Source organism: Parazoarcus communis, assembly GCF_003111645.1.
In the GTDB taxonomy this organism is placed as follows: domain Bacteria; phylum Pseudomonadota; class Gammaproteobacteria; order Burkholderiales; family Rhodocyclaceae; genus Parazoarcus; species Parazoarcus communis_A.
The window spans coordinates 631367-652039 of record NZ_CP022187.1 but is presented as its reverse complement, the minus strand read 5'-3'; the positions used below and the strand labels follow the sequence as shown (position 1 = coordinate 652039).

Sequence of the window (20673 nt, the reverse complement as noted above, 5' to 3'; positions counted from 1 at the left end):
ACGAGGACGATACGAACATGCCCGGATTCCTCCTCCACCTCGGTGCCACCGTCCTCTGTGCCCACGGCGGTCAGGCCACACCGAGCTCACCCAATCCACGGGTGCTGCTGTCCGGCCAGCCCGCAACCACGCTCGGCGCGCCCTATGTCATCGCCGGTTGCGCCATGCCGCCGCCCTCCGCCGGCAACGGTCCGTGCGTGAGCGGGCAATGGCTGATGGGCGCAACACGCGTCTTCATCGGCGGTCAGCCCGCGCTGCTGCAGAGCTCGCCTTCGATCTGCGCCCCCACCGGCACGCCGATGACGGTGGCGACGACGCAGACGCGGGTCACGGGGATGTGAGATGAGCCTTCACTTTCCCTTCCAGCCCGACCACCGCGGCCGCAGCGCCGAAGCGGACGAGGACACCCACCTGCGCGACATGATCGAGCAGGTGCTGTTCACCATTCCGGGCGAGCGGGTGAACCGCCCCGACTTCGGCTGCGGCCTGCTGCAACTGGTGTTCGCTCCGAACAGCGACACCCTGGCCGCCGCCCTGCAGATGACCGTGCATAGCGCGCTTCAGCAATGGCTGGGCGAACGCATCGTGGTCGAAGCGGTCACCGTCGAGCATGACGACGCCTTGCTGGCGGTCGAGGTGCAGTACGTCAGCCGCAGCGGCCAGGACCGCCGCCTGGCACGCTTCAGCCGGGGTGCGCCATGAAACGCCAGTTCCGCAGCGACAACCCGCGCCGCCTGCAGCGCCTGCGTGATCAGCAGCCGCCGGGCAGGAACGGCATCGACTACGTCGAGATCGCGTCTGTCGACCAGCGAAGCCTGCGCGTGGTGTGCGTGCATCCGGTGGCGGACATCTCGCGCGCAAACGTGCGCATCGACGGCGGTGTCCGCATCACCGGCATCCGGCTCGCGCAAGACCCGGTGCTCACCGGGAACGAGATCCGCATTACGGTGGACAGGGCCGGCGATTTCTCCTGGTACACCCTGTCGCTGATCAACCCCGCCGAGCCCGATGCGCCCGCTCCGGGCTTCGACATCTGCCTGTCGAGCATCCGCATCAACTTCAAGGCCGGCTGCCCGTCGGAGTTCGACTGTGCAGACGACGCCACCTGCCCGCCGGTATCACCCCCTGAGCCTCGCCTCGACTACCTCGCCAAGGACTACGACAGCTTCCGCAAGCTGATGCTCGACCGCATGGCGCAGCTCGTGCCCGACTTCACCGAGCGCAGCCCGGCCGACTTCACCGTGGCCCTGATTGAAACCCTCGCCTACGTCGGCGATCACCTGTCCTACACCCAGGACGCGGTGGCCACCGAAGCCTATCTCGGCACCGCCCGCCGCCGCAGCTCCCTGCGCCGCCACGCACGCCTGCTCGACTACGCCATTCACGACGGCTGCAATGCGCGGACCTTCGTCACCCTTGATGCGGGCGCACCAGCCGAGGGCAGCGTGCTGCCAGCCGGCACCACCCTGCTTGCGCTCGCCGATGGTGGCGCACCGGTGCGGCGCACGGCACTGCTCGATGAACTCCCGCTGCCCGGCATCGAGGTCTTCGAGACCCTGCACGATCAGGTACTGCACGCCGCCCACAGCCGCATCGCGATCCACGACTTCGCCGACCCCGGCTACTGCCTTGCGCGCGACGCCACCGCAGCCGCCCTGGTCAACACCCCGCCGCTGGCGCTGGTGCCGGGGGATGTGCTGATTCTCGAAGAGATTCTCAGCCCGGTTACCGGCAAGCCCGCCGATGCCGACCGCAGCCACCGTCACCCGGTGCGACTGACCTCGGTCGGCACCGGCCACGACGATCTCACCAATACTGCCCTGCTGCTGGTGAACTGGCATCAGGACGATGCGCTGCCTTTCCCGCTGTGCGTCAGCCACGAGTTCGATGTCGGTGGCGCCGTGGTCAAGGAGGCGATTGCCCTTGCCCGCGGCAACGTGGTGCTGGCCGACCACGGCCTGACGCGCCCGTGGCAGGCCGTCCTGCCCGACACGGTTGCAGATGGCGGCACCAGCGCGCTGCGCCGCCCGTGGCGACCGCGGCTGAAGGATGGCGGCCTCGCCTTCAGCGAACCCTACGATCACGACCGCGCCATGTCCGCGTCGCTCTCGGCCAGCGCCGCGCTGCGTCAGGATGCGCGCCGTGCCCGGCCGTCGAACATGCGCCTGCAGGCCGACGATGCCGCCGTGTTCGGCGATCAGCCCGACCCGGCCGCAAGCGCATGGACACCGGTGCGCGACCTGCTCGGCAGCGAGCGCTTTGCGCGCGAGTTCGTGGTCGAAACCGAAAACGACGGCAGCGCATGGCTGCGCTTTGGCGACAACCGGTTCGGCGCCGCGCCGCCCGCCGGTCAGCGCCTGCTTGCGCGTTACCGTCTGGGCGGAGGCAGCCAGGGCAATATCGGCGCCGACGCCATCACTGCGCTGGTGAGTGACGATGCCGCGCTGAAGCTGGGCATCGTCGGCCTGCGCAATCCGCTGCCGGCGCAAGGCGGTGCCGAAGCCGAAGCGCTCGACGCGATCCGGCTCAACGCCCCCGAAGCCTTCCGCACTCAGGAACGCGCCGTTACCACCGACGACTACGCCCGCGTCGCCGAGCGTCACCCCGCTGTGCAGCGCGCCGCCGCGCGCCTGCGCTGGACCGGCAGCTGGCACACCGTGTTCCTGATGGTGGACCGGCGTGGCGGCCTGCCGGTAGACCAGGCGTTCAAGATCGAGCTGCGCGCTTTTCTCGAACGCTTCCGCCTTGCCGGTCACGATCTCGCCTTCGCCGACCCGGTCCATGTGCCGCTCGACATCCAGCTGCAGGTCTGTGCCCGCACGAGCTACTTCGCCGCCGATGTGAAGGCCGCGCTGATCGCCGCCTTTACTTCCGGCCAGACCCGGGATGGCACCCCCGGCTTCTTCCACCCCGACCGCTTCACCTTCGGCACTCCGCTCTACCTCTCGGCCGTGGTCGCAGAAGCGGCAGCGATCGCCGGCGTGGCGTCGGTGCAGGTGAAGCGCTTCCAGCGCTGGGGCCGCAAACCCAATGGCGAGCGCGACGCCGGCCTGATCAGCGCAGGATCGCTGGAAGTCCTGCGTGCCGACAGCGACCCGAGCTTTCCCGAGAACGGCCAGATCAGCTTCATCGTGGAGGGCGGATCATGAGCACCCCGGAGAACTGCGGCTGCTGCACCGGTCTCGTCCCGCTAACGCCGGACGCCACCGCCCAGCCCCCCGGCCAGCCGGCGCTCGCGCTGCGCATCGGCACCCACGGCCGCTTCCGCCAGAGCCTGCTCGCAGACCTCGCGCGCGAACCGGCGCTGGCTGCGCTGACCACCCGTGCCAGCAACGACCCCGCCATCGCACTGCTCGACAGCTGGGCGGCCGTCCTCGACGTGCTCGCCTTCTACCAGGAACGTATCGGCAACGAGCACTACCTGCGCACCGCCACCGAACGCCGCTCGATCCTCGAACTGGCGCGCGCCATCGGCTACGAACTGCGCCCCGGCGTTGCTGCATCCACCTGGCTCGCCTTCACCCTCGAAACTGCGCCCGGCGCCCCTGCCAGCACCCGCATCGACGTCGGCACCCGGGCGCAGAGCATTCCCGCCCAGGACGAAAGCGCGCAGGTGTTCGAAACGCTCGAGGCGGTCGATGCGCAGGCGCGCTGGAATGCCCTGCCGGTGCTGGCCAGCGAGGCCGTACCGCCACGCATGGGCGGGCGCCACATCTACCTTGCCGGCACCGCCACCCGTCTGCAGCAGGGCGATGCGCTGCTGATCGTCGGCGACGAGCGCAGCAAGGACCCGGGCAACGAGAACTGGGATTTCCGCCGCGTCACCCGCATCCGCGAGGTGCTGCCCGCAGACCCGGCGGACACCAGCGACATCGGCTACACCGTTGTGACCCTCGATCACGGGCTTGGCAGTCCGCTGCGCGGGGTGCGTCCGGCAGCGACCAATCCGCGCTGCTTTGTCCTGCGTGGCCGCGCTCACCTGTTCGGTCACAACGCGCCCGACTGGCGGGCCATGCCCTCGGGCTTGCGCGCCACCTATCTCGGCCTCGCCGAAGACAGCAAGCCGCCGATCGGACAGCATCCGGAATGGCCCGGCTTTACCCTGTCCGACATTTCCGACCCACCCACCACGACGGCCAGCGGTACCGGGCTTTACGGCGAGTACTACCGCGGCAAGGGTTTCCGTCAGCGCGTCCTCACCCGCACCGACGCAGTGGTGAACTTCGACTGGCATGCCGGCGCGCCGGATGCGGCCATGCCTGCCGACAACTTCTCGGTGCGCTGGAGCGGCTGGGTCTCACCCCCGACAACCGGCGTCTACACCTTCCATGTCACTGCGGACGACGGTGTGCGACTGTGGATCGACGGCCGACTGATCGTCGACTTCTGGATCAACCAGAGCCCGACCGAACGCACAGGTCAGGCCGAACTCACTGCCGACCACAAGCACGACATACGCCTTGAATACTATGAAGCCAGCGGCGCGGCCTCGATCAGGCTGGAATGGTCTGCCAGCGGCGTGTCAAAGGCGGTGATTCCAACGCAGCGCCTGTACCCGCGCGACATCCATTCGGTTCATCTCGACGCCAGCTATCCGAAATGGCTCGCAGGTGGCTGGGTCGTCATGTCCATCCCGAACTACGAGGAGGCCTACCGCATCAGGACGGCCGAAGAGGACGCCCGCGCCGATTTCACCCTGTCGGCCACATCCACCCGGCTCACCCTGCAGGGAGAGAGCATCCCCGAGCTCTTCAACGATCAATTGCGCGCAACCACGCTGTTCGGACAGTCGGAGGAGATGAGCTGGGCGATGCGCCCCCTGTCCGGCTTCGTTCGCGGCCATCTCATCGAACTCGCGGGCTATCACCCCGATCTGCCTGCGGAACGCTGGATTGCGCTGTCCGGTCTGGTGCTGGCCGAGGTGCCGGCAAACAGCGCGGCGCGCCAGCGGCTGGAACAGGGCGATGCCCTCGCTGCCATCCGGATCGCGCGCGACCGACTCAGCGCCGAACTCGAGTTCGAAGACTTCAAGCGCTACCGCGTCAGCCTGAACAGTGCTGCCGAGGTCGCGCGCATCAAGCGCAACGACCGCAGCGCGGGGTGCACCCTTCTGCATCTCGACACCGACCTCACCCACGACTATCTGCCGGCCACGGTGCGCATCAATGCCAACCTCGCGCCGGCCAGTCAGGGCGACAGCAAGCAGATGCGCATCCAGCCCGAAGCGCTCGGCAGCGGCGACGCCAGCCGCAGCCTGCAGCGCTTCAGTCTGCGCCAGCCGCCACTCACTCATATCGCAGCGGCCACCCCCAGCGGCACCGCGAGCACCCTCGAAGTCAGGGTGGACGGCCTGCTGTGGAAGCTGGTGCCACGATTCACCGCCGCCGGCCCGGACCAGCGCAGCTACACCGTGCGCCTGGACGAAAACGGCGGTGCCAGCGTGCAGTTCGGCGACGGCGTGCATGGTGCGCGTCTGCCAAGCGGCAGCGGCAACGTGGAGGCGCGTTACCGGGTCGGTCTGGGCAAGGCGGGCAATGTGGCTGCAGAGCAGATCAGCCTGCTGTTGAGCCGCCCGCCCGGCCTGAAAGCCGTCATCAACCCGGTCAAGGCCAGCGGCGGCACGGATGCCGAGGCCGGCGACGCCGCACGCAGCAACGCGCCGCTCACGGTGCGCACCCTGGACCGCATCGTCTCGCTGCGCGACTTCGAGGACTTCGCCGCCGCCTACACCGGAATCGGCAAGGCGCAGGCCGTGTGGTTGTGGGACGGCGAGCAGCGCCGCGTTCATCTCACCGTGGCGGGTGCCGACGGGGCCGCGCTCGCGCCTGGCGACACGCTTTACCGCAACCTGCTCGACGCCATCGACGCCGCCCGCCCGCCGCATCAGCCGCTCCGGGTCAGCCCCTGCCGCATGCTGACTTTCGGTCTCAGCGCAAGCCTGTGGATCGACCCTGAGCATGAAGCTCCAACCGTCCTTGCCGCGGCAGCGGCTGCACTCGCACACGACTTCGGCTTCGCGGCCCGCCAGTTCGGCCAGCCGGTGAGTGGTAGCGAGATCCTCGCCAGCCTGCAGCGCGTAAGCGGCGTCACCGGCGCAGACCTCGACCGCATCACCCGGATCGGCGACGGCCTCGGTCCGCAGACCGTCGCCGGCCCCGACGGACAGCTGCCCGCACGCACCGCGCACTGGCAGGGCAACACCCTGCAGCCGGCCGATCTGCTGCTGATCGACCCCGCTGCGGTCACGTTGCTGGAGCATGGATCATGAAACTCGACGCCGACGCCCTGCTCGACCTGCTGCCTGCCTTCTATCGCGAACGCGACGCCGAACTCGGTGGCCCGCTGCGCGCGCTGCTCGGCGTGATCGCCGGCCAGGGCGCGCTCCTTGAGGCCGACCTGCAGCGGCTCTACGACAACGCCTTCATCGAAACCTGCGACGACTGGGTCGTGCCCTATATCGGCGATCTGCTTGGCGTGCGGGCGCTGTACCCGGTAAGCGGCACCGCTGCTTTCGGGCCGCGCGCACTGGTTGCCAACACCTTGCGCCTGCGCCGCCGCAAAGGCACAGCGCTGGTGCTGGAAGAGCTTGCCTACGACAGCACCGGCTGGCGCGCGCGCGCGGTGGAGTTCTTCGAGCAGGTCGCCACCACCCAGCACACGAACCACCCACGCCCTCATGCCCTTCGCACACCGGACCTGCGCCGGCCGCTGTTGCTCGACCGGGTGGACAGCCCCTTTGGGGTCGAAGCCCATACCGCAGACGTACGTGCGCTGCCTGTGGGGCGCTACAACCTGCCCAACATCGGACTGTTCCTGTGGCGGCTGCAGGCCTATCCGCTGCAGCGCTGCAGCGCACGCCCGGCCACGACACGCCCCGGCTTCTATACCTTCGATCCGCTGGGGCTGGCCCAGCCCCTGTTCAACCGCGCCCGCACCGAGGACGACATCAGCCATCTGGCGCAAGCGATCAACGTCCCCGAACCGCTGCGCTGGCGCGACCTGCACGCCGAGCTCGAAGCGCGCCGCCAGGCACTGACCGACGGTGAAGAGCCCGACGACCGGTACTTTGCCGACGAGGCCGGTGGCCCGGTGCTCAAAGTGTGGGTCGATGGACAGGCCGTTGCGGTCGAGCACCTGGTGATCTGCGATCTCGGACCGATCCCCGGCGTCGCCCCCGAAGACTGGCGCCATCCGCCGGCCAGTATCACCGTGCGTGCAAACAAGCCCGGCCGGCCGGACCGGACCTTCCCCGCGGCCGGCGGCATGCTGGTCGGCATCGATCCGCAGCGAGGCCGCCTTGCCCTGCCCGCCGGGGTGACGGCAGGCGCTGTCGAGCTTGCGTACGCCTATGGTTTTCCGGGCGATGTCGGCGCCGGCCCCTTCGACCCCCGTCCCGATCCGACCGAAACCGACCCGCTCGCCCTGCTCTGCAACCCGGCGGATTTCGACGTGCATCTGCACATTCCGAGTGCCGCCACACCGACGTTGGCTGCAGCCTTCGCCGCCCCCGCCAACCCGGCCGATGCCGCCAACCGGGTGATTGCCGGTCGCCGCACCCTGATCACGCTCGACACCGACGCCACGGAAACGCTCTCGCCCGCGCTCGACCTCCCGGACACCCATCTCGCCATCGAGGCGGCACAGGGACGGCGCCCGGTGCTGGTGGGCGACATTCAGCTCAAGGGCAACGCCAGCACACGACTCAGTCTTGGCGGTCTGCTGATCGACGGCAAGCTGCAGCTGCAAGGCGCCTTGCGCGCGGTCAGTCTGCGCCATTGCAGTCTGGTACCGGCGCGCGGCGGCATTGCCCACAGCGGCACCGCCACCGATCTGAAGCTCGGGTTGTATCGCTGCCTGTGCGGTCCGGTGCGCAGCCAGAAACCCATGGCTGCGCTGAGCCTGCGCGACTGCCTGGTGGATGGCAGCGGCGGCGCTGCGGTGGATGTGGACGACAGCCCGCTTGCCGTCAGCGCCTGCACCCTGTTCGGCTCCACCACCGCCGGGCGGCTGGAAGCCACCAACAGCATTCTCGACGGACTGGTCAGCATCGCGCGACGTCAGGAAGGCTGCGTGCGCTACTGCTACCTGCCACCCAAATCCGCCACGCCGCGCCGCCACCGCTGCCAGCCCGACCTCGTCATCGACGGACTGTCCACCGCCGAGGCCAAGCGCGAAACACGCCGTGTGAGCCCCGCCTTCACCAGCACCCGCTTCGGTACCCCGGCCTACGGCCAGCTCACACAGGGAACCGCCACCGAGATCCGCCGCGGCGCCGACGACGGCGCCGAGATGGGCGTGTGGCATCTGCTGCAACAGGCGCAGCGCGAAGCCAACCTGCGCCTGACGCTTGAAGAATATCTGCGCTTCGGTCTCGAGGCCGCGCCGCTGTTCGTGACCTGAGCCACACCGCCAACCTGTCAATCGATCACACCCGACCACCGGGAGAGACATCATGAAAGCCGATCTGAGCCGCAGCACCTTCGACCCCGCACGACGCTACCGCACGGTGCGCATGCAGCAGGGGCGCGTGCAGCTCGATGCCGACTGGAACGAGCAGCAGGACATCCTCAACCGCCGTCTGGAGACCGAAACCGTCGACAGTCTGGGCACGGTCGCAGTGCCGATCGCCAAACCCGGATTCGCCATCACCCCTGCGGGCAAGGACCTCACGATCTCGGCCGGGCACCTGTATGTGGACGGCCTGCTGTGCGAGAACAACGCCGCCGCCAGCGTCGCAAAGCAGCCGGATCTGCCTGCCATTGCCTCTGCGGTGTTGCCGGGCAGCGCCACGCTGCTGCCCTTGCCGCCAAAAGGCATCAAGGCCTCGGATATCGACGGCGTGGTGGTGTTCGGCAACAACGGCGCCCCCGCCGCGCCCGCTGCCGGCACCTATCTCGCCTATCTGGAAGTGTGGCAACGCCACCTGAGCACCACCGACCTGTCCGCAGGCGACACCAGCATGCGCGAAGTGGCGCTCGGCGGACCGGACACCTGCACCCGCGAGCAAACCGTGTGGCAGGTCAGGCTGCTGCGTGCCGGCGACGTCGGCGCGGCACTGAGCTGTCTGTCAGCGATTCCGGCATGGACCGCGCTCACCACGCCGCCCGACGGTCGCCTTGCGGCACGCGCCGAAGCCACGATCCCGCCGAAGACACCCTGCCAGCTGCCACCGGAAGCCGGCTACCGCCTGCTCGAGAACCATCTCTACCGGGTTGAGATCCACGACGACGGCAGCGTGACCGGCAAGGCGCGCTACAAGTGGTCGCGCGACAACGGCAGCCTGGTCAGCCGGGTGGTGCGCTGGCTCGACGATCCGATCGCCGACGAGTTCGAAGTCGCCAGCATCGGCCGCGACGACGTGCTCGCAATCACTGCCGGATGCTGGGTCGAGTTCATCGACGACACACACGAGCTGCTCGGCCAGCCCGGCCCGTTGGTGCCGGTCATCCGCACCGACGGCAATGTGGTCACCGTTGACCTGTCGCAGCGCATCGGCCACGCGCTCGACGCGGCACTGTTCCCGGACAATCCGCGCGTGCGCCGCTGGGACGGCGTGGCTGAACTGAAGACCAGCTCGGTCGCCAACCCGAACACGGGCTGGGAAGAGCTCGCCCAGGACGGCATCGAGCTCAAGTTTGCCACCGGCAGCTACCGCATCGGCGACTACTGGCTGATCCCCGCACGCACGGCCACCGCCAGCATCGAATGGCCGCAGGACGGCGGCAAACCCGCCTTTGTCGCCCCGGCCGGGGTGCTGCGCGCATTCGCCCGGCTCGCCCTGCTTGGCTTTCAGGGCGGCGCCTGGAGCGCACTTGCCGACTGCCGTCCGCTGTTCCCGGCACTCACCGAGCTGACCCGCCTCGACTATGTTGGCGGCGACGGCCAGAGCGTCAAGCCCAATCCACTCAACACGCCGCCCACGGTCGCGCTCCCCAGCCCGCTGCGCGTCGGCGTGTCGAACGGGCAGTTCCCGGTCGCAAACGCGCAGGTCCGCTTCACCGTCGACGCCGGCACGCTGCCCAACGGAACCCATACCGAGATTGCCACGACACAGGCCGACGGCGTCGCCTCCATCGTGTGGTCACTCGCCTGCGATCCTGCCAAGCCGGTGCAGCGTGCGAAGGCGGAACTGCTGGTGGCCGGCCAGCCCGTTGCCGGGCGCTACCTGCCGGTACACTTCAGCGCCCAGCTCGCACTCGCCAGCCAGGTCGCCTACGACCCTTCCGGCTGTGCCGATCTCCTCAGTGCAAAAGCCTTCAGCGTGCAGGAAGCCATCGACGCCCTGTGCAAACGTCCCCAGGGCGGCGGAGGTGGCTGCTGCCTTACCGTGGGCGAAGGTGGGCAGTTTTCGTCACTGGACAAGGCGCTGCGAACCCTGCTGGAAAAGGATCAGCTCAACATCTGCCTGTGCCTGCTCCCGGGGCAGCACACGCTGGAGGACGACCTCAGCGTCACCGGCAGCCGTCGCCACCGCGTGCTGATCCACGGCTGCGGCCCCGCCAGCCGCCTTCTGGTGCGCGATCAGGTGTTCCAGTTCAATACCTTCGGCGCCCTCGCGCTGCAGGACTTCACCCTGATCAGGACCGGGAACCTCGAGAGCCTGAGCTTTACGGACTGTGCTGATCTGCGCCTGACCCGCTTCGACTGTGTCGGCAGTGCCACCCCCGGCAACAGCCTGCTGCGCGTTGGCGGCAGCCAGCGGCTGGTCATCGAGGACAGCCGCGTGCTGGCAGACAACAACGACAGCAGAACGCTTGAACGCCTGCTCGAACAGGTCGGCGATCTCTCCGCCTTCAAGGGCGCGTTCCGTCCGACGGCCATCATCGACGGCCAGCTGCCTGAGTTCGCCGCGGAACTGTCCAGGCTCAGCGCCGAAGAAAAGAAGCGGATCTCGGGGGCAATCGCCAACATGATCCGCGTGTCGGGCACTGCCAACGCCGGCCTCAGTCAGCGCGAACTCGTCGCCCTGAACGCCATGCGCCTGGGCATCTCCAACGGAAGCGCGTTCGCGCTCGCCGCACAGCTTGAGCAACTGGGCAACGCGATGCTCACCAGTACGCCGGTGTTCGCCCTCACACTGAGGGACTTCGGCGATGCCAGTCTGGTGAACAACACCTTGCGCGGCCGTATCACCCTGTACGGCGAAGGTGACGACAGTCCCTTCCCGGGTCGCGACCTGCTCGGCCGGCTCAGTGGCGCCATCAACCAGGCCGAGGTGGGCCTTGAGCCCGCCGGCAACCTGACCCTTGAGCGCAATCACCTCGGCGGCCTGCGTCTGAGCGAGCGGGTATTGAATGATGTGGTCGCGAACGCGCGCGGCATTCTGCCGGTCTGTGCCAACCTGCGGGTCGCCGACAACCACATCGACAGTGACCTTGACCACTATGCAGGGGTCAACTGCGCCCTCAATGGCAATACCCTGCAGACTCAGGACGATGTCGGCATGATCGTCGCCACCCAGGCAAAAGTCATCGGCAATTTCATGCGCAACAAGCACAGGCTGTATGCAGTTGCGGTTGCGCCGGAGAACTTCGGAAATGGAAGCCTGACGATCACGCCCGTTTGAACCCGGTCGCATTGCGCGCCCGCCGCACATGACCCTACTCGCGGTCGCAGTTTCGCGAATCCGGTTTCGACGGTAGAGTTCGGCATTCATTTTTGGAGCAAAGGATCGTCTGTGCGATCCGGACCGGGCAGCGACGCATGACGTCGCGCCTTGCCGTTTACCGGAGCGTCTGTAAGAAGCAGACACCGGGGTCCGACAGACACCCCTCTGCCAGTGGTCTGCGCGGGCTTTCGGACCTGCCACCCTAGATTGCGCCAGCCCTTGTTTACGGGCTTTATCGCCCCCATTGTGGCTGGACAGAAAAACAGGAATTCGACTCTTGAACGATCTACTTTCGCGCCGTCTGGCCTTGTTCGACAAGCCCGAGCACCTCGACCTGCTGCGTCACTGCCGCCACGGGCTCGAGAAGGAAAGCCTGCGCGTGGCACCCAGCGGCCAGCTGGCGCTGACACCGCACCCGCAGACGCTGGGCTCGGCGCTGACCCACCCGCAGATCACGACCGACTATTCAGAGGCCCTGCTGGAGTTCATCACCGCAGCCGAGGAAGACCCCGAGCAAACGCTTGCCGAACTCGACACCATCCACCGCTACGCCTACAGCCAGCTCGGCGACGAAATCCTGTGGTGCCAGTCGATGCCGAGCAAGCTGCCGGACGAAGCCGACATTCCCATCGCCGAGTACGGCAGCAGCCACACCGGGCAGATCAAGCACGTCTACCGCAAGGGGCTTGCAGTCCGCTACGGCAAGGCGATGCAGTGCATTGCCGGCATCCACTACAACTTCAGCCTGCCCGACGCACTGTGGCCCCTGCTGCAGAAGGCCGCAGGCGACACCCGCCCGGCGCAGGACTACCAGTCGGCAAGCTACATCGCGCTGGTCCGCAACTTCCGCCGCTACAGCTGGTTGCTGATGTATCTGTTCGGCGCTTCGCCGGCCGTGTGCAAGGGTTTCCTGAAAGGCCGCCTGCACGATCTGGACACCCTCGACGAGAACACCCTGTATCTGCCGTGGGCGACCAGCCTGCGCATGAGCGACTTCGGCTACCAGAACAATGCGCAGGCCAGCATCCAGCCGTGCTATGACGGTCTGGAGAGCTATCTCGACAGTCTTCGCGAAGCGGTGTCGACGCCCTACCCGCCCTACGTCGCCATCGGCACCCGGCAGCACGGGGAGTGGGTTCAGCTCAACACCAACGTGCTGCAGATCGAGAACGAGTACTACTCGACGATCCGGCCCAAGCGTGTCGCCTGTCCCGGCGAGCGGCCCATCCAGGCGCTCGGCTCTCGTGGCGTGCAGTACGTCGAGGTCCGCTGCCTCGACATCGACCCCTTCCTCCCGCTGGGTATCGACATCACCACCTCGCGCTTTCTCGACACTTTCCTGCTCTACTGTGCGCTTGAAGACAGCCCCGTGATGCCGGGCGAGGAGTGCCGCGAATGCACCGACAACTTCGGCCACACCGTCAAGGAAGGCCGCCGTCCGGGCCTGACGCTGCATCAGAACGGCACCCCGCGCGAACTGGTTGAATGGGGCATCGCCTTGATCGAGTGCATGGCGCCCTGCGCTGCCATTCTCGACGCCGCACATGGCGGCACCCTTCATCGCGACGCGCTCGAAGCGCAGCGCGCCAAGCTGCACAACCCCGAACTGACCCCATCTGCACGGGTATTGCGCAGTCTGAGCAAGGATCACCTCAGCTTCTTCGAGTTCGCCATGAAGCAGTCGAGGATGCACGCCGAAGCGTTTCGCGCCCGCCCACTCGACAACGCCACGCATCAGGCCTTCGAGCAGTCGGCGCGCGACTCGCTCGAGCGTCAGGCACAGATCGAAACCGAACAGACCGGCCCCTTCGCCGACTACGTTGCCAGATACATGGCCGCAATCGACCCTGACTACAACACCTGCTGCTGAGAAAGACGCCTACACCCGCCGCAAGTCGAAGCAGTATTCGGAATAAGCGGGTGCAGGCGCCTCGCGCACTTCCGGCAGCGTCTGCGCATCCACGGTTTCCGATACCAGACGCTCGGCACGGCGACGCCGCGCCTCGGCCCGGCTGTCCGGCAGTCCATCGTATGCCTCACCCCGCGGATGCCAGTCGTACAGGCTGAGGCGCAGCGCATTTCCGCTGCGCGGATGCGTCAGCACCAGCGCCACGCCGTCCTGCGCAGGCAGGGCCGGGTGAAGTCCATGCACCGGAACAAAACTGCGATAGCGCACACCGGCCAGACACACAGGTGCGGCGCCATCGTACTCGGCCCGCAGCGGCACGGCGTAGCCATTGACCTGGAGCTTCAACCCGTCGAGACCTTCGGCCTCGGGCGCGATGACGCGCAACTCGATGCGTGTCGTGCTGGCATCGACCAGGCGTGAATCGGAGGGCTGCTGGGTGGTGACATCACCGATCAGCGGCCAGAATTCGAGTGCGCCCATCACCCGCACCTGCAGCCCTTCCCATTCCAGATGGCCAAGCTCCCTGCGGGCATCGTCCACCAGACGCGCGGTAATCGACGCACCCAGCCCAAGGCCGTGGGCTTCGAGATCCGCCAGCACGGCACGCAGGTCCTGCTCCAGATACCACGGCAGCGCAAAGCGGTTGTGCAGCTGCTTGCCCCAGTCGACCAGCGGCTTGTCGTATGGGAAGTGCATCAGGCGCGCGATCAGGGCGCGCAGCAAGGCCGCTTCAGCTGCAAGGGATTCGGCATCCGGAGCCATGCGCAGGGCACGGAATTCGACCAGGCCGGCCATCCCGCGCGCGCCCAGATAGGGGTTCCACAACTTCTCGATGTTGATCTCGCTGCGGTGGCTGTTGCCCGCCGAATCCGCAAGAAACGGCGCCAGGCTGGCCCACAGCAGGCCAGGCTCGGGCGCATCGAGGCGCTCCAGTTGTTCGAGCGCCACGTCGAGCTCGACCCGCCGCTCCTGCGGGCCTTCGTCCGCGCGCGGTGCCTGGCTGCCACTGCCGATCGAGTCCGGTGCAAACCAGTACGACAGCGCCGGATGCCGGTTCAGATAGCGGACGAGCCGGGTCAGCAGATGCGGCGCAACGAAGAACGGACTGCTTTGCGCAGTGGGGCCGCCCAGGGTGAGCTGCCCCCCGCCCCCGGAATCGGCCTCACCGCCGTTGTAGTACAGGCGATAGGGATAGAGGCCGAGGTTCTCTGCCGCGGAAAACAGCGCGGCATTGACGCGATAGAAGGATTCCAGATCGGTTGCCGGGGCGAGGTTGGCTTCGATCACCGCGGGGTCAGGCGTCAGGCTGGTCCAGTGCATCCCGGCGTCCAGCGGCGGCGGATGGCCGCGCAGCACCAGACCGTTGATGCCGGCGGCTTTGGCAGCCTCTGCCACGACTTCCAGCAGCGCTGCATAGTTTGCAGGGTCGGTCACCGCCGGGAGTTCGACCACCGGCCAGCCGCCCTCGGCATCCGGCAGGTTCGCAAGCAGGAGCAGGAAATGACCGGATTCGGCGAGCTCGTCGCGCAGGCCTTCGGCGGGAATCGGGGCGGAATGCAGCGAGGGTCTGAAGCACAGCGCCGCGGAGCTTTCATCAATGCCGATCGGATGCTCGTCGCACCGCGTGACCACGCGCCAGTCGGTCGCACCCAAGCGTGTCTCGGCCGCCCAGCCACGTGCAGCGCAGTGCTCGAGCAGGCACAGGCTGAAATGCTCGATGTCGTGGAGCGCACAGGGCTCTGACACCAGCAAGGGGTCTGGCGGCCCCTGCCACAGGGCGGCACCATCGCGACGGGCAAGCACGCCAAGACTCCAGCGCGCGCTCGGCTCGCCCGGATACTGGCGCCCGATCGTCCGCAACAGTGCGCAGCCAGGCAAGCTGGTGGAGAAATCGCGCAACAACTCCGCTGCGCGCGCCTCCTTCTCGCCGCCAAGCGCGAGTTGCAGCCACTCTGCAGATTCGGAATAACGGTCGGTAAAGGTCGGCTCTGCGCCAATCCAGATGTCCGCACCGAGCGCGCTGATACGCGCATCGAGGTCGGTCAACTCATCCTGAATGGGTTCGGCATTGGGCGGAATCATGAATTGGTATCCTGGGGCGCTGGCGTATCGGCGATGCGTGCGGCGAGCTTGATGGCACAGCCGCGCATCCCATGCCCCGCATGATACGGTCTAACACCCCGCCTCAAAAGGCGCCATCAAGCCCTTTGTCCAAACGGATACAAAAAGCACCGGGCGGTCCGGATGAACCCCACGGCGCCAGAGGAGACCGCTCAATCAGAAAAAGCGGTAGGTGTAATCGATGTAGAAGCGATGATCGATCTCGTCTTCCTTCACACCATCGAGTCGTCCGGTCTTGTCCGAACGGTAGTCGAGGTAGGTGTAGCGAACGCCGAGCCCCTTGACCACGGGAATCTGATAGCGCACATCGACCGCAAGCTCGCTTTCGTCTGCCTCACCGCGCGAACGCACATGGCTGTTCTTGGCGCCCGTGCCCTTCTTGTAGCTGACCGAGGTTTTCAGGCCTTTGACGAAATCCTTCCAGTCGTAGCCGACGGACGCCATCCACACCAGTTCGTCACGGTTCGAAAAGTCGGCAAGCACGCCGCCCGTGGGAAAGGGATTGGTGCCGTGATCGCCGGCGAAGTTGTCTTCGATCCAGGCGCCGTCGAACTTGGACACTGCGGCACCCAGCGCGAGGTTGCCCATCTTCCAGTCCGCTGCAATGTAGATGCCCTGCCCGTCGTTGTCGCTCTTCTTGTTGGCGGAACCCGGCACATCCTCATCGTCCAGCTCGGCGCTCTCCGAAGCCGTCACAAACAGCTTGCCGTCGTCGCTGGAGGTGTGAATGCCACCGGTCAGCTTGAGAGAAGACTTGTTGGGTAGTGCAAAGGTATAGGCCGCCACCAGACCGGTCTTGCTCAGGAAATTCTTCGCGTTGAGGTACTCGAGATCGACGCTGAACGGTCCATTCTCGTAGCTGGCACCCAGGATGCCGATGTAGTCGATGTCGCCTTCGTCGGACTTGTCGGTCTTGAACTTGTAGAAGTGGGCGTCTGCGCGCGGCGACCACTCGTCATACATCGCACCGTAGATGCTCAGGCCCTTCAATGGCCGGATTTCGCCCGTGCCACCCGAGAAGGTGTTGGGAATCGCGCGACTGCCCGAGCTCGACAGCAGCATGCTCTTGTGCAGCTGACGTCCGAGCTTTGCCTTCGCCAAGTCCTGGTACTTGAACTTGATGAAAGCCTGGCCAATCTTGCCGAAGCCATCCTGCGCATCGCCGTCACTGTTGACCTTGAGCACATCGCTCGTCATGCGACCACTGGCATCAAACTTGATGACGCTGTAGCCGGACAGACCGAAACCAATGACGTCGCCGAAATACGGCGACTCGTAGTTCAGCTGCAGACCCAGGGCCGACTGGCTGCGGTCATTGGTATCGGTCTCGTAGTCGCGGTCGAAATAGATGCCACGCACCTTCATTTCGAGTGAATGCCCTTCCAGGTCGGCTGCGGTCGCGATGCCGGAGAGCAACGTGCTCCCGACAAGCACCTGCACCAGCAGCGAAATCTTCTTTTGCTTCATGTTGCCTCCTCGGTGTTTTGGAGCTGCTGTCGCAGCGCTGCAGACTGGCGCAAGGTCCGTGTGCCGTCGCAGTGAGGCAAAGTATGAGCAAAGCGTTTATTGCACAGAAATGAATTATCGATTGACTTTATTGCGATATAAGCATTTATTGTGGCGCGCTGTCCGACCAGCCGCGATCCCAGTGTGGCGGGTCGCCAACACGTTCGGCAAAGTAGTCGAGAAAGCTCCGCACCTTTGGCAGCAGATAGTGGCGGCTCGGATACACCGCATAGACCGAAGGCGACGGCATCTCGTATTCCTCAAGCAAGGGGACGAGCACGCCGGCGCGAATGTCATCGCCGACCAGGTATGAGGGCAGGTGTGCCACCCCCGCCCCGGCGCATGCCAGCGCATGCAGAAAATCAACGTCACCCGCCACACGGGTTCGCACTGCGATGCTCTGCTCCCCGCCCGCACCGCGAAACGGCCAGATGCTGCGCTTGAAGTAGCTGTGACTCAGGCAGTCGTGATGGCGCAGGTCTTCAGGGCGCTCAGGGCGGCCATTGCGCTCGATGTAGCCCGGTGACGCACACACCACCACGCGACAGGGTGCCAGCGGGCGTGCGACCAACCCGGGGTCAACCGCATGGGTGATGCGGAAGGCGAGGTCGATGCCCTCGTCCACCATGTTGAGCGTGCGGTCGCTGAGAATGAGGTCGAAGCCCGTTTCCGGAAACAGCTGCATGTACTCGGCAATCGCCGGCGCAAGATGCGCGCGCGCGAACGACACCGAGCTGGTCAGCCGCAGCACCCCCCGCGGCTCACCCCGGTGCGCCTCACCCATCGTGTCGGCTTCCTCGACCAGCGCCAGGATACGACGGCAGCGATCCAGATAGGCTTCGCCGATCTCGGTCAGATGCATGCGTCGTGTCGTGCGTTCGAGCAGACGCAATCCAAGGTCGGACTCCAGCGCAGCAACATGGCGCGTGACCTGAGCCTGCGACAGACCCAGCTGATCGGCAGCCGCCGAAAAGCCGCCACTGTCGACCACGCAGGCAAAAATCTTCATGGACTGCAGCCGATCCATATCCTGACCTCTATTTATGTACTGAACGTATCAATCATATGACATTACCGGCGTTTATCTACATCTTGAGGATAGGCAATATGCGTCCCATCCCATCGGGACCTCAACCACCTCAGGAGCACATCATGATTCTCATCACTGGCGCCACCGGCCAACTCGGCAACGCAGTCATCAATACCCTCATCGAAAGCGGCACCCCCGCAGCGCAGATCGTTGCCGGGACGCGCAAACCAGACGCCGCCGCGGCACTCGAAGCGAAAGGCGTGCAGCTGCGCAAGGCCGACTACGCCGACCCCGCAAGCCTCGACGCTGCCTTCAACGGTATCGACACCCTGTACCTGGTGTCAGGTGACGCGCCGATCGACGTCCGCATCGAGCACCACCGCAACGCAATCGCAGCGGCCGTGCGCAATGGGGTGAAGCGGATCGTCTACACCAGCTTCGTTGATACCGCGGAAGATTCGCCATTCGGCTTTGCACGCATCCACGCCGACACCGAGCGCACCCTCGCAGAAAGCGGCCTCGAATTCACCATCCTGCGCCATGGTGTCTATGCGGACATCCTGCCCGCCTTCCTCAATGGCTATGCCGAACGCGGCGTCGCGTCGCCCAACCAACACGGCAAGGCACGCTTCATCCGTCGCGCCGACCTGGCCGCAGCCGCTGCCAAGGTACTCACGACGGGAGGTCATCCGGGAAAGACCTACACACTGACCGGCCCGACCGCGCTGAACATGGCAGACATCGCCGCCGTACTGGAAACGCGCACCGGCAAGCCGGTTGCGTACCACTCACTGCCGACGAGCGACTATGCGTCGATACTGGTGAAAGCGACAGGCATGCCGCAGTGGCTGGCCGACGCGCTGGCAGGCATGTTCGCCGCCATGGACCGCGGCGGCTACGACATCCAGACGGGCGACTTTGCCCGCCTGCTCGGTCGCGATGCGATGCCGGTGGAAGCCGCGCTTGTGGCTCAGCTCGGCCTTTGATTCGCCTCGCACTGGCGACGCTCCGCTGCGGCGGGCCCACCGTCGCCAGTGCCCCGACCCCACTCATTGGAGAGCCAGCCCCATGTCTGACGTCCGTATCTGCCCAAGCTGCCAGGCCCAAGCAATCTACAAGGAAAGCAAGGAAGACGTCACCCCAAGCTACAGTGCCATTCAGGATGAGGAAGCATTGAAGAAGGTCGCACAGCTGAAGAAGGCTTTCGAGAAGGCGAGAGCACGTTGTGATGAAGTGGAGGCTGAGCTCGCCCGACTTGGCGACAAGTAAAGGTCATGGCGCGAGATGGGCAGGGCCTTCTGTGCCGCGCCGAAGGGGGCACGCCCCTCGGCGCACGCGACGTGATGTTCAGGCAGCAAGCCCGGCTGCGGTCATCGGCACATGCACGACGCCAATGAACAGGGGCCGTGCAGTGCGAACGAGGCCCGCCACGGCAAACTCCGGGTTCTCCGGCGTTGAATCGGCCGCCGGTCCCATGCGGATGCTGAGCCCGCCTGCGGGATGCTCGATGGTGATGAGGTTCGGATCGGCTGCATTGCGTCGTGCGTAAGCGGCGGGAACGGTGCCCTCGATACTGCATGCGGCCGCAAGACACAGCGCGCCCGTCACCGCGAAGGCCGAGTGGCAGGTCCACGGTGTGAAGTAACGTGAGGTGATACTGCCGTCGCGCTCCGGCGTGGCGACCAGCGCGATCTTGGGCAGCACCGAAGCGCTCACGTCGCCCAGCCCCGCGCGCCGGCCGATTTCAAGCCGGATCTTCTCCAGGCGGGCTTTCAGGCCGGTATCGGCGTCGAGCACCTGCTTCGACTCATGGCCGATCCGGCCAAGCGATTCCGCCGCCACGAACACCAGCGGCGACGCGAAGTCGATACAGGTCACCGCAATGCCGTCGACCACATCGATCCGGTTTCCGGTCGGAAACAGCCTGCCGGTCTTGGCACCCGCCGCATCGAGAAAGTTGAGGACGATTGGCGCTCCGCTGCCGGGCACACCGTCGATGCGGGTGTCGCCTTCGTAGCTCACCTTTCCGCCTGGCGTCTGCACGATGGCCTCGACCACCTTGCCCGTGTTGCGGTTAAGAATGCGCAGCGTGGTGACCGGATCACCCGCCTTCACCAGCCCGTTTTCGATGGCGTAGGGGCCGACGCCTGCGAGCATGTTGCCGCAGTTGGGCATGGTGTCCACGGTGGACTGATCGACCGAGACCTGCGCAAAAAGGTACTCGATGTCGATGCCCTCGCGCGAGGACGGGCTCACGACCACCGCCTTGCTGCTCAGGGTATCCCCACCACCGATGCCATCGACCTGCCGGATATGGGGCGAGCCCATCGCAGCCAGCAGCACGCGGTCGCGCTCTGCAGGCTCTGCCGGCAAATCATGGGCCTGGAAATACGGCCCCTTAGAGGTACCTCCGCGCATCAGGGTGCAACGAATCGTCTTCAGCATGTTTGTCTCGCTCGACCGGAAATGTCGTCAATAGCGAATTTTCAAGCGAAACGT

General features: G+C 66.2%; 13 protein-coding genes. 9 read left to right on the top strand and 4 right to left on the bottom strand.

Annotation, left to right across the window (positions count from 1 at the left end):
• The first annotated feature begins 17 nt into the window (after positions 1-17).
• The 7 genes from CEW83_RS03065 to gshA all read left to right on the top strand — a co-directional run bounded on the left by CEW83_RS03065 (position 18) and on the right by gshA (position 13478).
• Positions 18-341 (top strand): hypothetical protein, encoded by a 324-nt coding sequence (locus tag CEW83_RS03065; RefSeq protein WP_108948032.1) that lies wholly within the window; start codon positions 18-20, stop codon positions 339-341.
• A gap of 1 nt (position 342) precedes the next feature.
• A complete protein-coding gene (locus CEW83_RS03060; protein ID WP_108948031.1) occupies positions 343-702 on the top strand; it encodes a GPW/gp25 family protein in 360 nt (119 codons plus the stop codon).
• Positions 699-3149, top strand: coding sequence for a putative baseplate assembly protein (locus tag CEW83_RS03055; protein ID WP_108948030.1), 2451 nt, complete (start codon positions 699-701; stop codon positions 3147-3149). Before CEW83_RS03060 ends, CEW83_RS03055 begins: the two co-directional genes overlap by 4 nt.
• Positions 3146-6268 (top strand): putative baseplate assembly protein, encoded by a 3123-nt coding sequence (locus CEW83_RS03050; protein WP_108948029.1) that lies wholly within the window; start codon positions 3146-3148, stop codon positions 6266-6268. The genes CEW83_RS03055 and CEW83_RS03050 overlap by 4 nt, the downstream gene beginning before the upstream one ends.
• Positions 6265-8400, top strand: a complete 2136-nt coding sequence (locus tag CEW83_RS03045; RefSeq protein ID WP_108948028.1) for a hypothetical protein — start codon at positions 6265-6267, stop codon at positions 8398-8400. Before CEW83_RS03050 ends, CEW83_RS03045 begins: the two co-directional genes overlap by 4 nt.
• A 52-nt stretch (positions 8401-8452) precedes the next feature.
• Positions 8453-11566 (top strand): DUF6519 domain-containing protein, encoded by a 3114-nt coding sequence (locus CEW83_RS03040; protein WP_108948027.1) that lies wholly within the window; start codon positions 8453-8455, stop codon positions 11564-11566.
• Between the two features lie 319 nt (positions 11567-11885).
• Complete coding sequence (gene gshA, locus CEW83_RS03035; protein ID WP_108948026.1) at positions 11886-13478, top strand: glutamate--cysteine ligase; 1593 nt, start codon at positions 11886-11888, stop codon at positions 13476-13478.
• Positions 13479-13487: 9 nt separating this feature from the next.
• Here the strand turns inward: gshA and CEW83_RS03030 are convergent, their stop codons facing one another.
• The 3 genes from CEW83_RS03030 to CEW83_RS03020 form a co-directional block, all read right to left on the bottom strand.
• A complete protein-coding gene (locus tag CEW83_RS03030) occupies positions 13488-15599 on the bottom strand; it encodes a transglutaminase family protein (protein WP_108948025.1) in 2112 nt (703 codons plus the stop codon).
• 195 nt (positions 15600-15794) lie between these two features.
• A complete protein-coding gene (locus CEW83_RS03025) occupies positions 15795-17105 on the bottom strand; it encodes an OprD family outer membrane porin (RefSeq protein ID WP_108948024.1) in 1311 nt (436 codons plus the stop codon).
• Between the two features lie 145 nt (positions 17106-17250).
• Positions 17251-18153: a LysR family transcriptional regulator gene (locus tag CEW83_RS03020; protein WP_199915192.1), complete on the bottom strand. Its 903-nt coding sequence runs from the start codon at positions 18151-18153 to the stop codon at positions 17251-17253.
• A 143-nt stretch (positions 18154-18296) separates the two neighbouring features.
• On the opposite strand from CEW83_RS03020, the gene CEW83_RS03015 reads away from it, so the two are divergent.
• Complete coding sequence (locus CEW83_RS03015) at positions 18297-19160, top strand: SDR family oxidoreductase (RefSeq protein ID WP_159099370.1); 864 nt, start codon at positions 18297-18299, stop codon at positions 19158-19160.
• Positions 19161-19242: 82 nt separating this feature from the next.
• The gene (locus CEW83_RS03010; RefSeq protein ID WP_108948021.1) at positions 19243-19443 is read left to right on the top strand and encodes a hypothetical protein; all 201 of its coding nucleotides are present in this window, start codon (positions 19243-19245) and stop codon (positions 19441-19443) included.
• A 78-nt stretch (positions 19444-19521) separates the two neighbouring features.
• On the opposite strand, the gene CEW83_RS03005 is transcribed toward CEW83_RS03010, so the two are convergent.
• On the bottom strand, positions 19522-20619 hold the full coding sequence (locus CEW83_RS03005) for a 4-oxalomesaconate tautomerase (protein WP_108948020.1): 1098 nt from the start codon (positions 20617-20619) through the stop codon (positions 19522-19524).
• Between the last annotated feature and the right edge of the window lie 54 nt (positions 20620-20673).

What these genes read in the sequence shown, in the direction of transcription:
- CEW83_RS03065 (WP_108948032.1), top strand. Translation starts at nt 18, where the DNA reads ATGCCCGGATTCCTCCTCCACCTCGGTGCCACCGTCCTCTGTGCCCAC.
- CEW83_RS03055 (WP_108948030.1), top strand. Translation starts at nt 699, where the DNA reads ATGAAACGCCAGTTCCGCAGCGACAACCCGCGCCGCCTGCAGCGCCTG.
- CEW83_RS03045 (WP_108948028.1), top strand. Translation starts at nt 6,265, where the DNA reads ATGAAACTCGACGCCGACGCCCTGCTCGACCTGCTGCCTGCCTTCTAT.
- CEW83_RS03060 (WP_108948031.1), top strand. Translation starts at nt 343, where the DNA reads ATGAGCCTTCACTTTCCCTTCCAGCCCGACCACCGCGGCCGCAGCGCC.
- CEW83_RS03025 (WP_108948024.1), bottom strand. Translation starts at nt 17,105, where the DNA reads ATGAAGCAAAAGAAGATTTCGCTGCTGGTGCAGGTGCTTGTCGGGAGC.
- CEW83_RS03030 (WP_108948025.1), bottom strand. Translation starts at nt 15,599, where the DNA reads ATGATTCCGCCCAATGCCGAACCCATTCAGGATGAGTTGACCGACCTC.
- CEW83_RS03015 (WP_159099370.1), top strand. Translation starts at nt 18,297, where the DNA reads ATGATTCTCATCACTGGCGCCACCGGCCAACTCGGCAACGCAGTCATC.
- CEW83_RS03010 (WP_108948021.1), top strand. Translation starts at nt 19,243, where the DNA reads ATGTCTGACGTCCGTATCTGCCCAAGCTGCCAGGCCCAAGCAATCTAC.
- CEW83_RS03005 (WP_108948020.1), bottom strand. Translation starts at nt 20,619, where the DNA reads ATGCTGAAGACGATTCGTTGCACCCTGATGCGCGGAGGTACCTCTAAG.
- CEW83_RS03020 (WP_199915192.1), bottom strand. Translation starts at nt 18,153, where the DNA reads ATGAAGATTTTTGCCTGCGTGGTCGACAGTGGCGGCTTTTCGGCGGCT.
- CEW83_RS03040 (WP_108948027.1), top strand. Translation starts at nt 8,453, where the DNA reads ATGAAAGCCGATCTGAGCCGCAGCACCTTCGACCCCGCACGACGCTAC.
- CEW83_RS03050 (WP_108948029.1), top strand. Translation starts at nt 3,146, where the DNA reads ATGAGCACCCCGGAGAACTGCGGCTGCTGCACCGGTCTCGTCCCGCTA.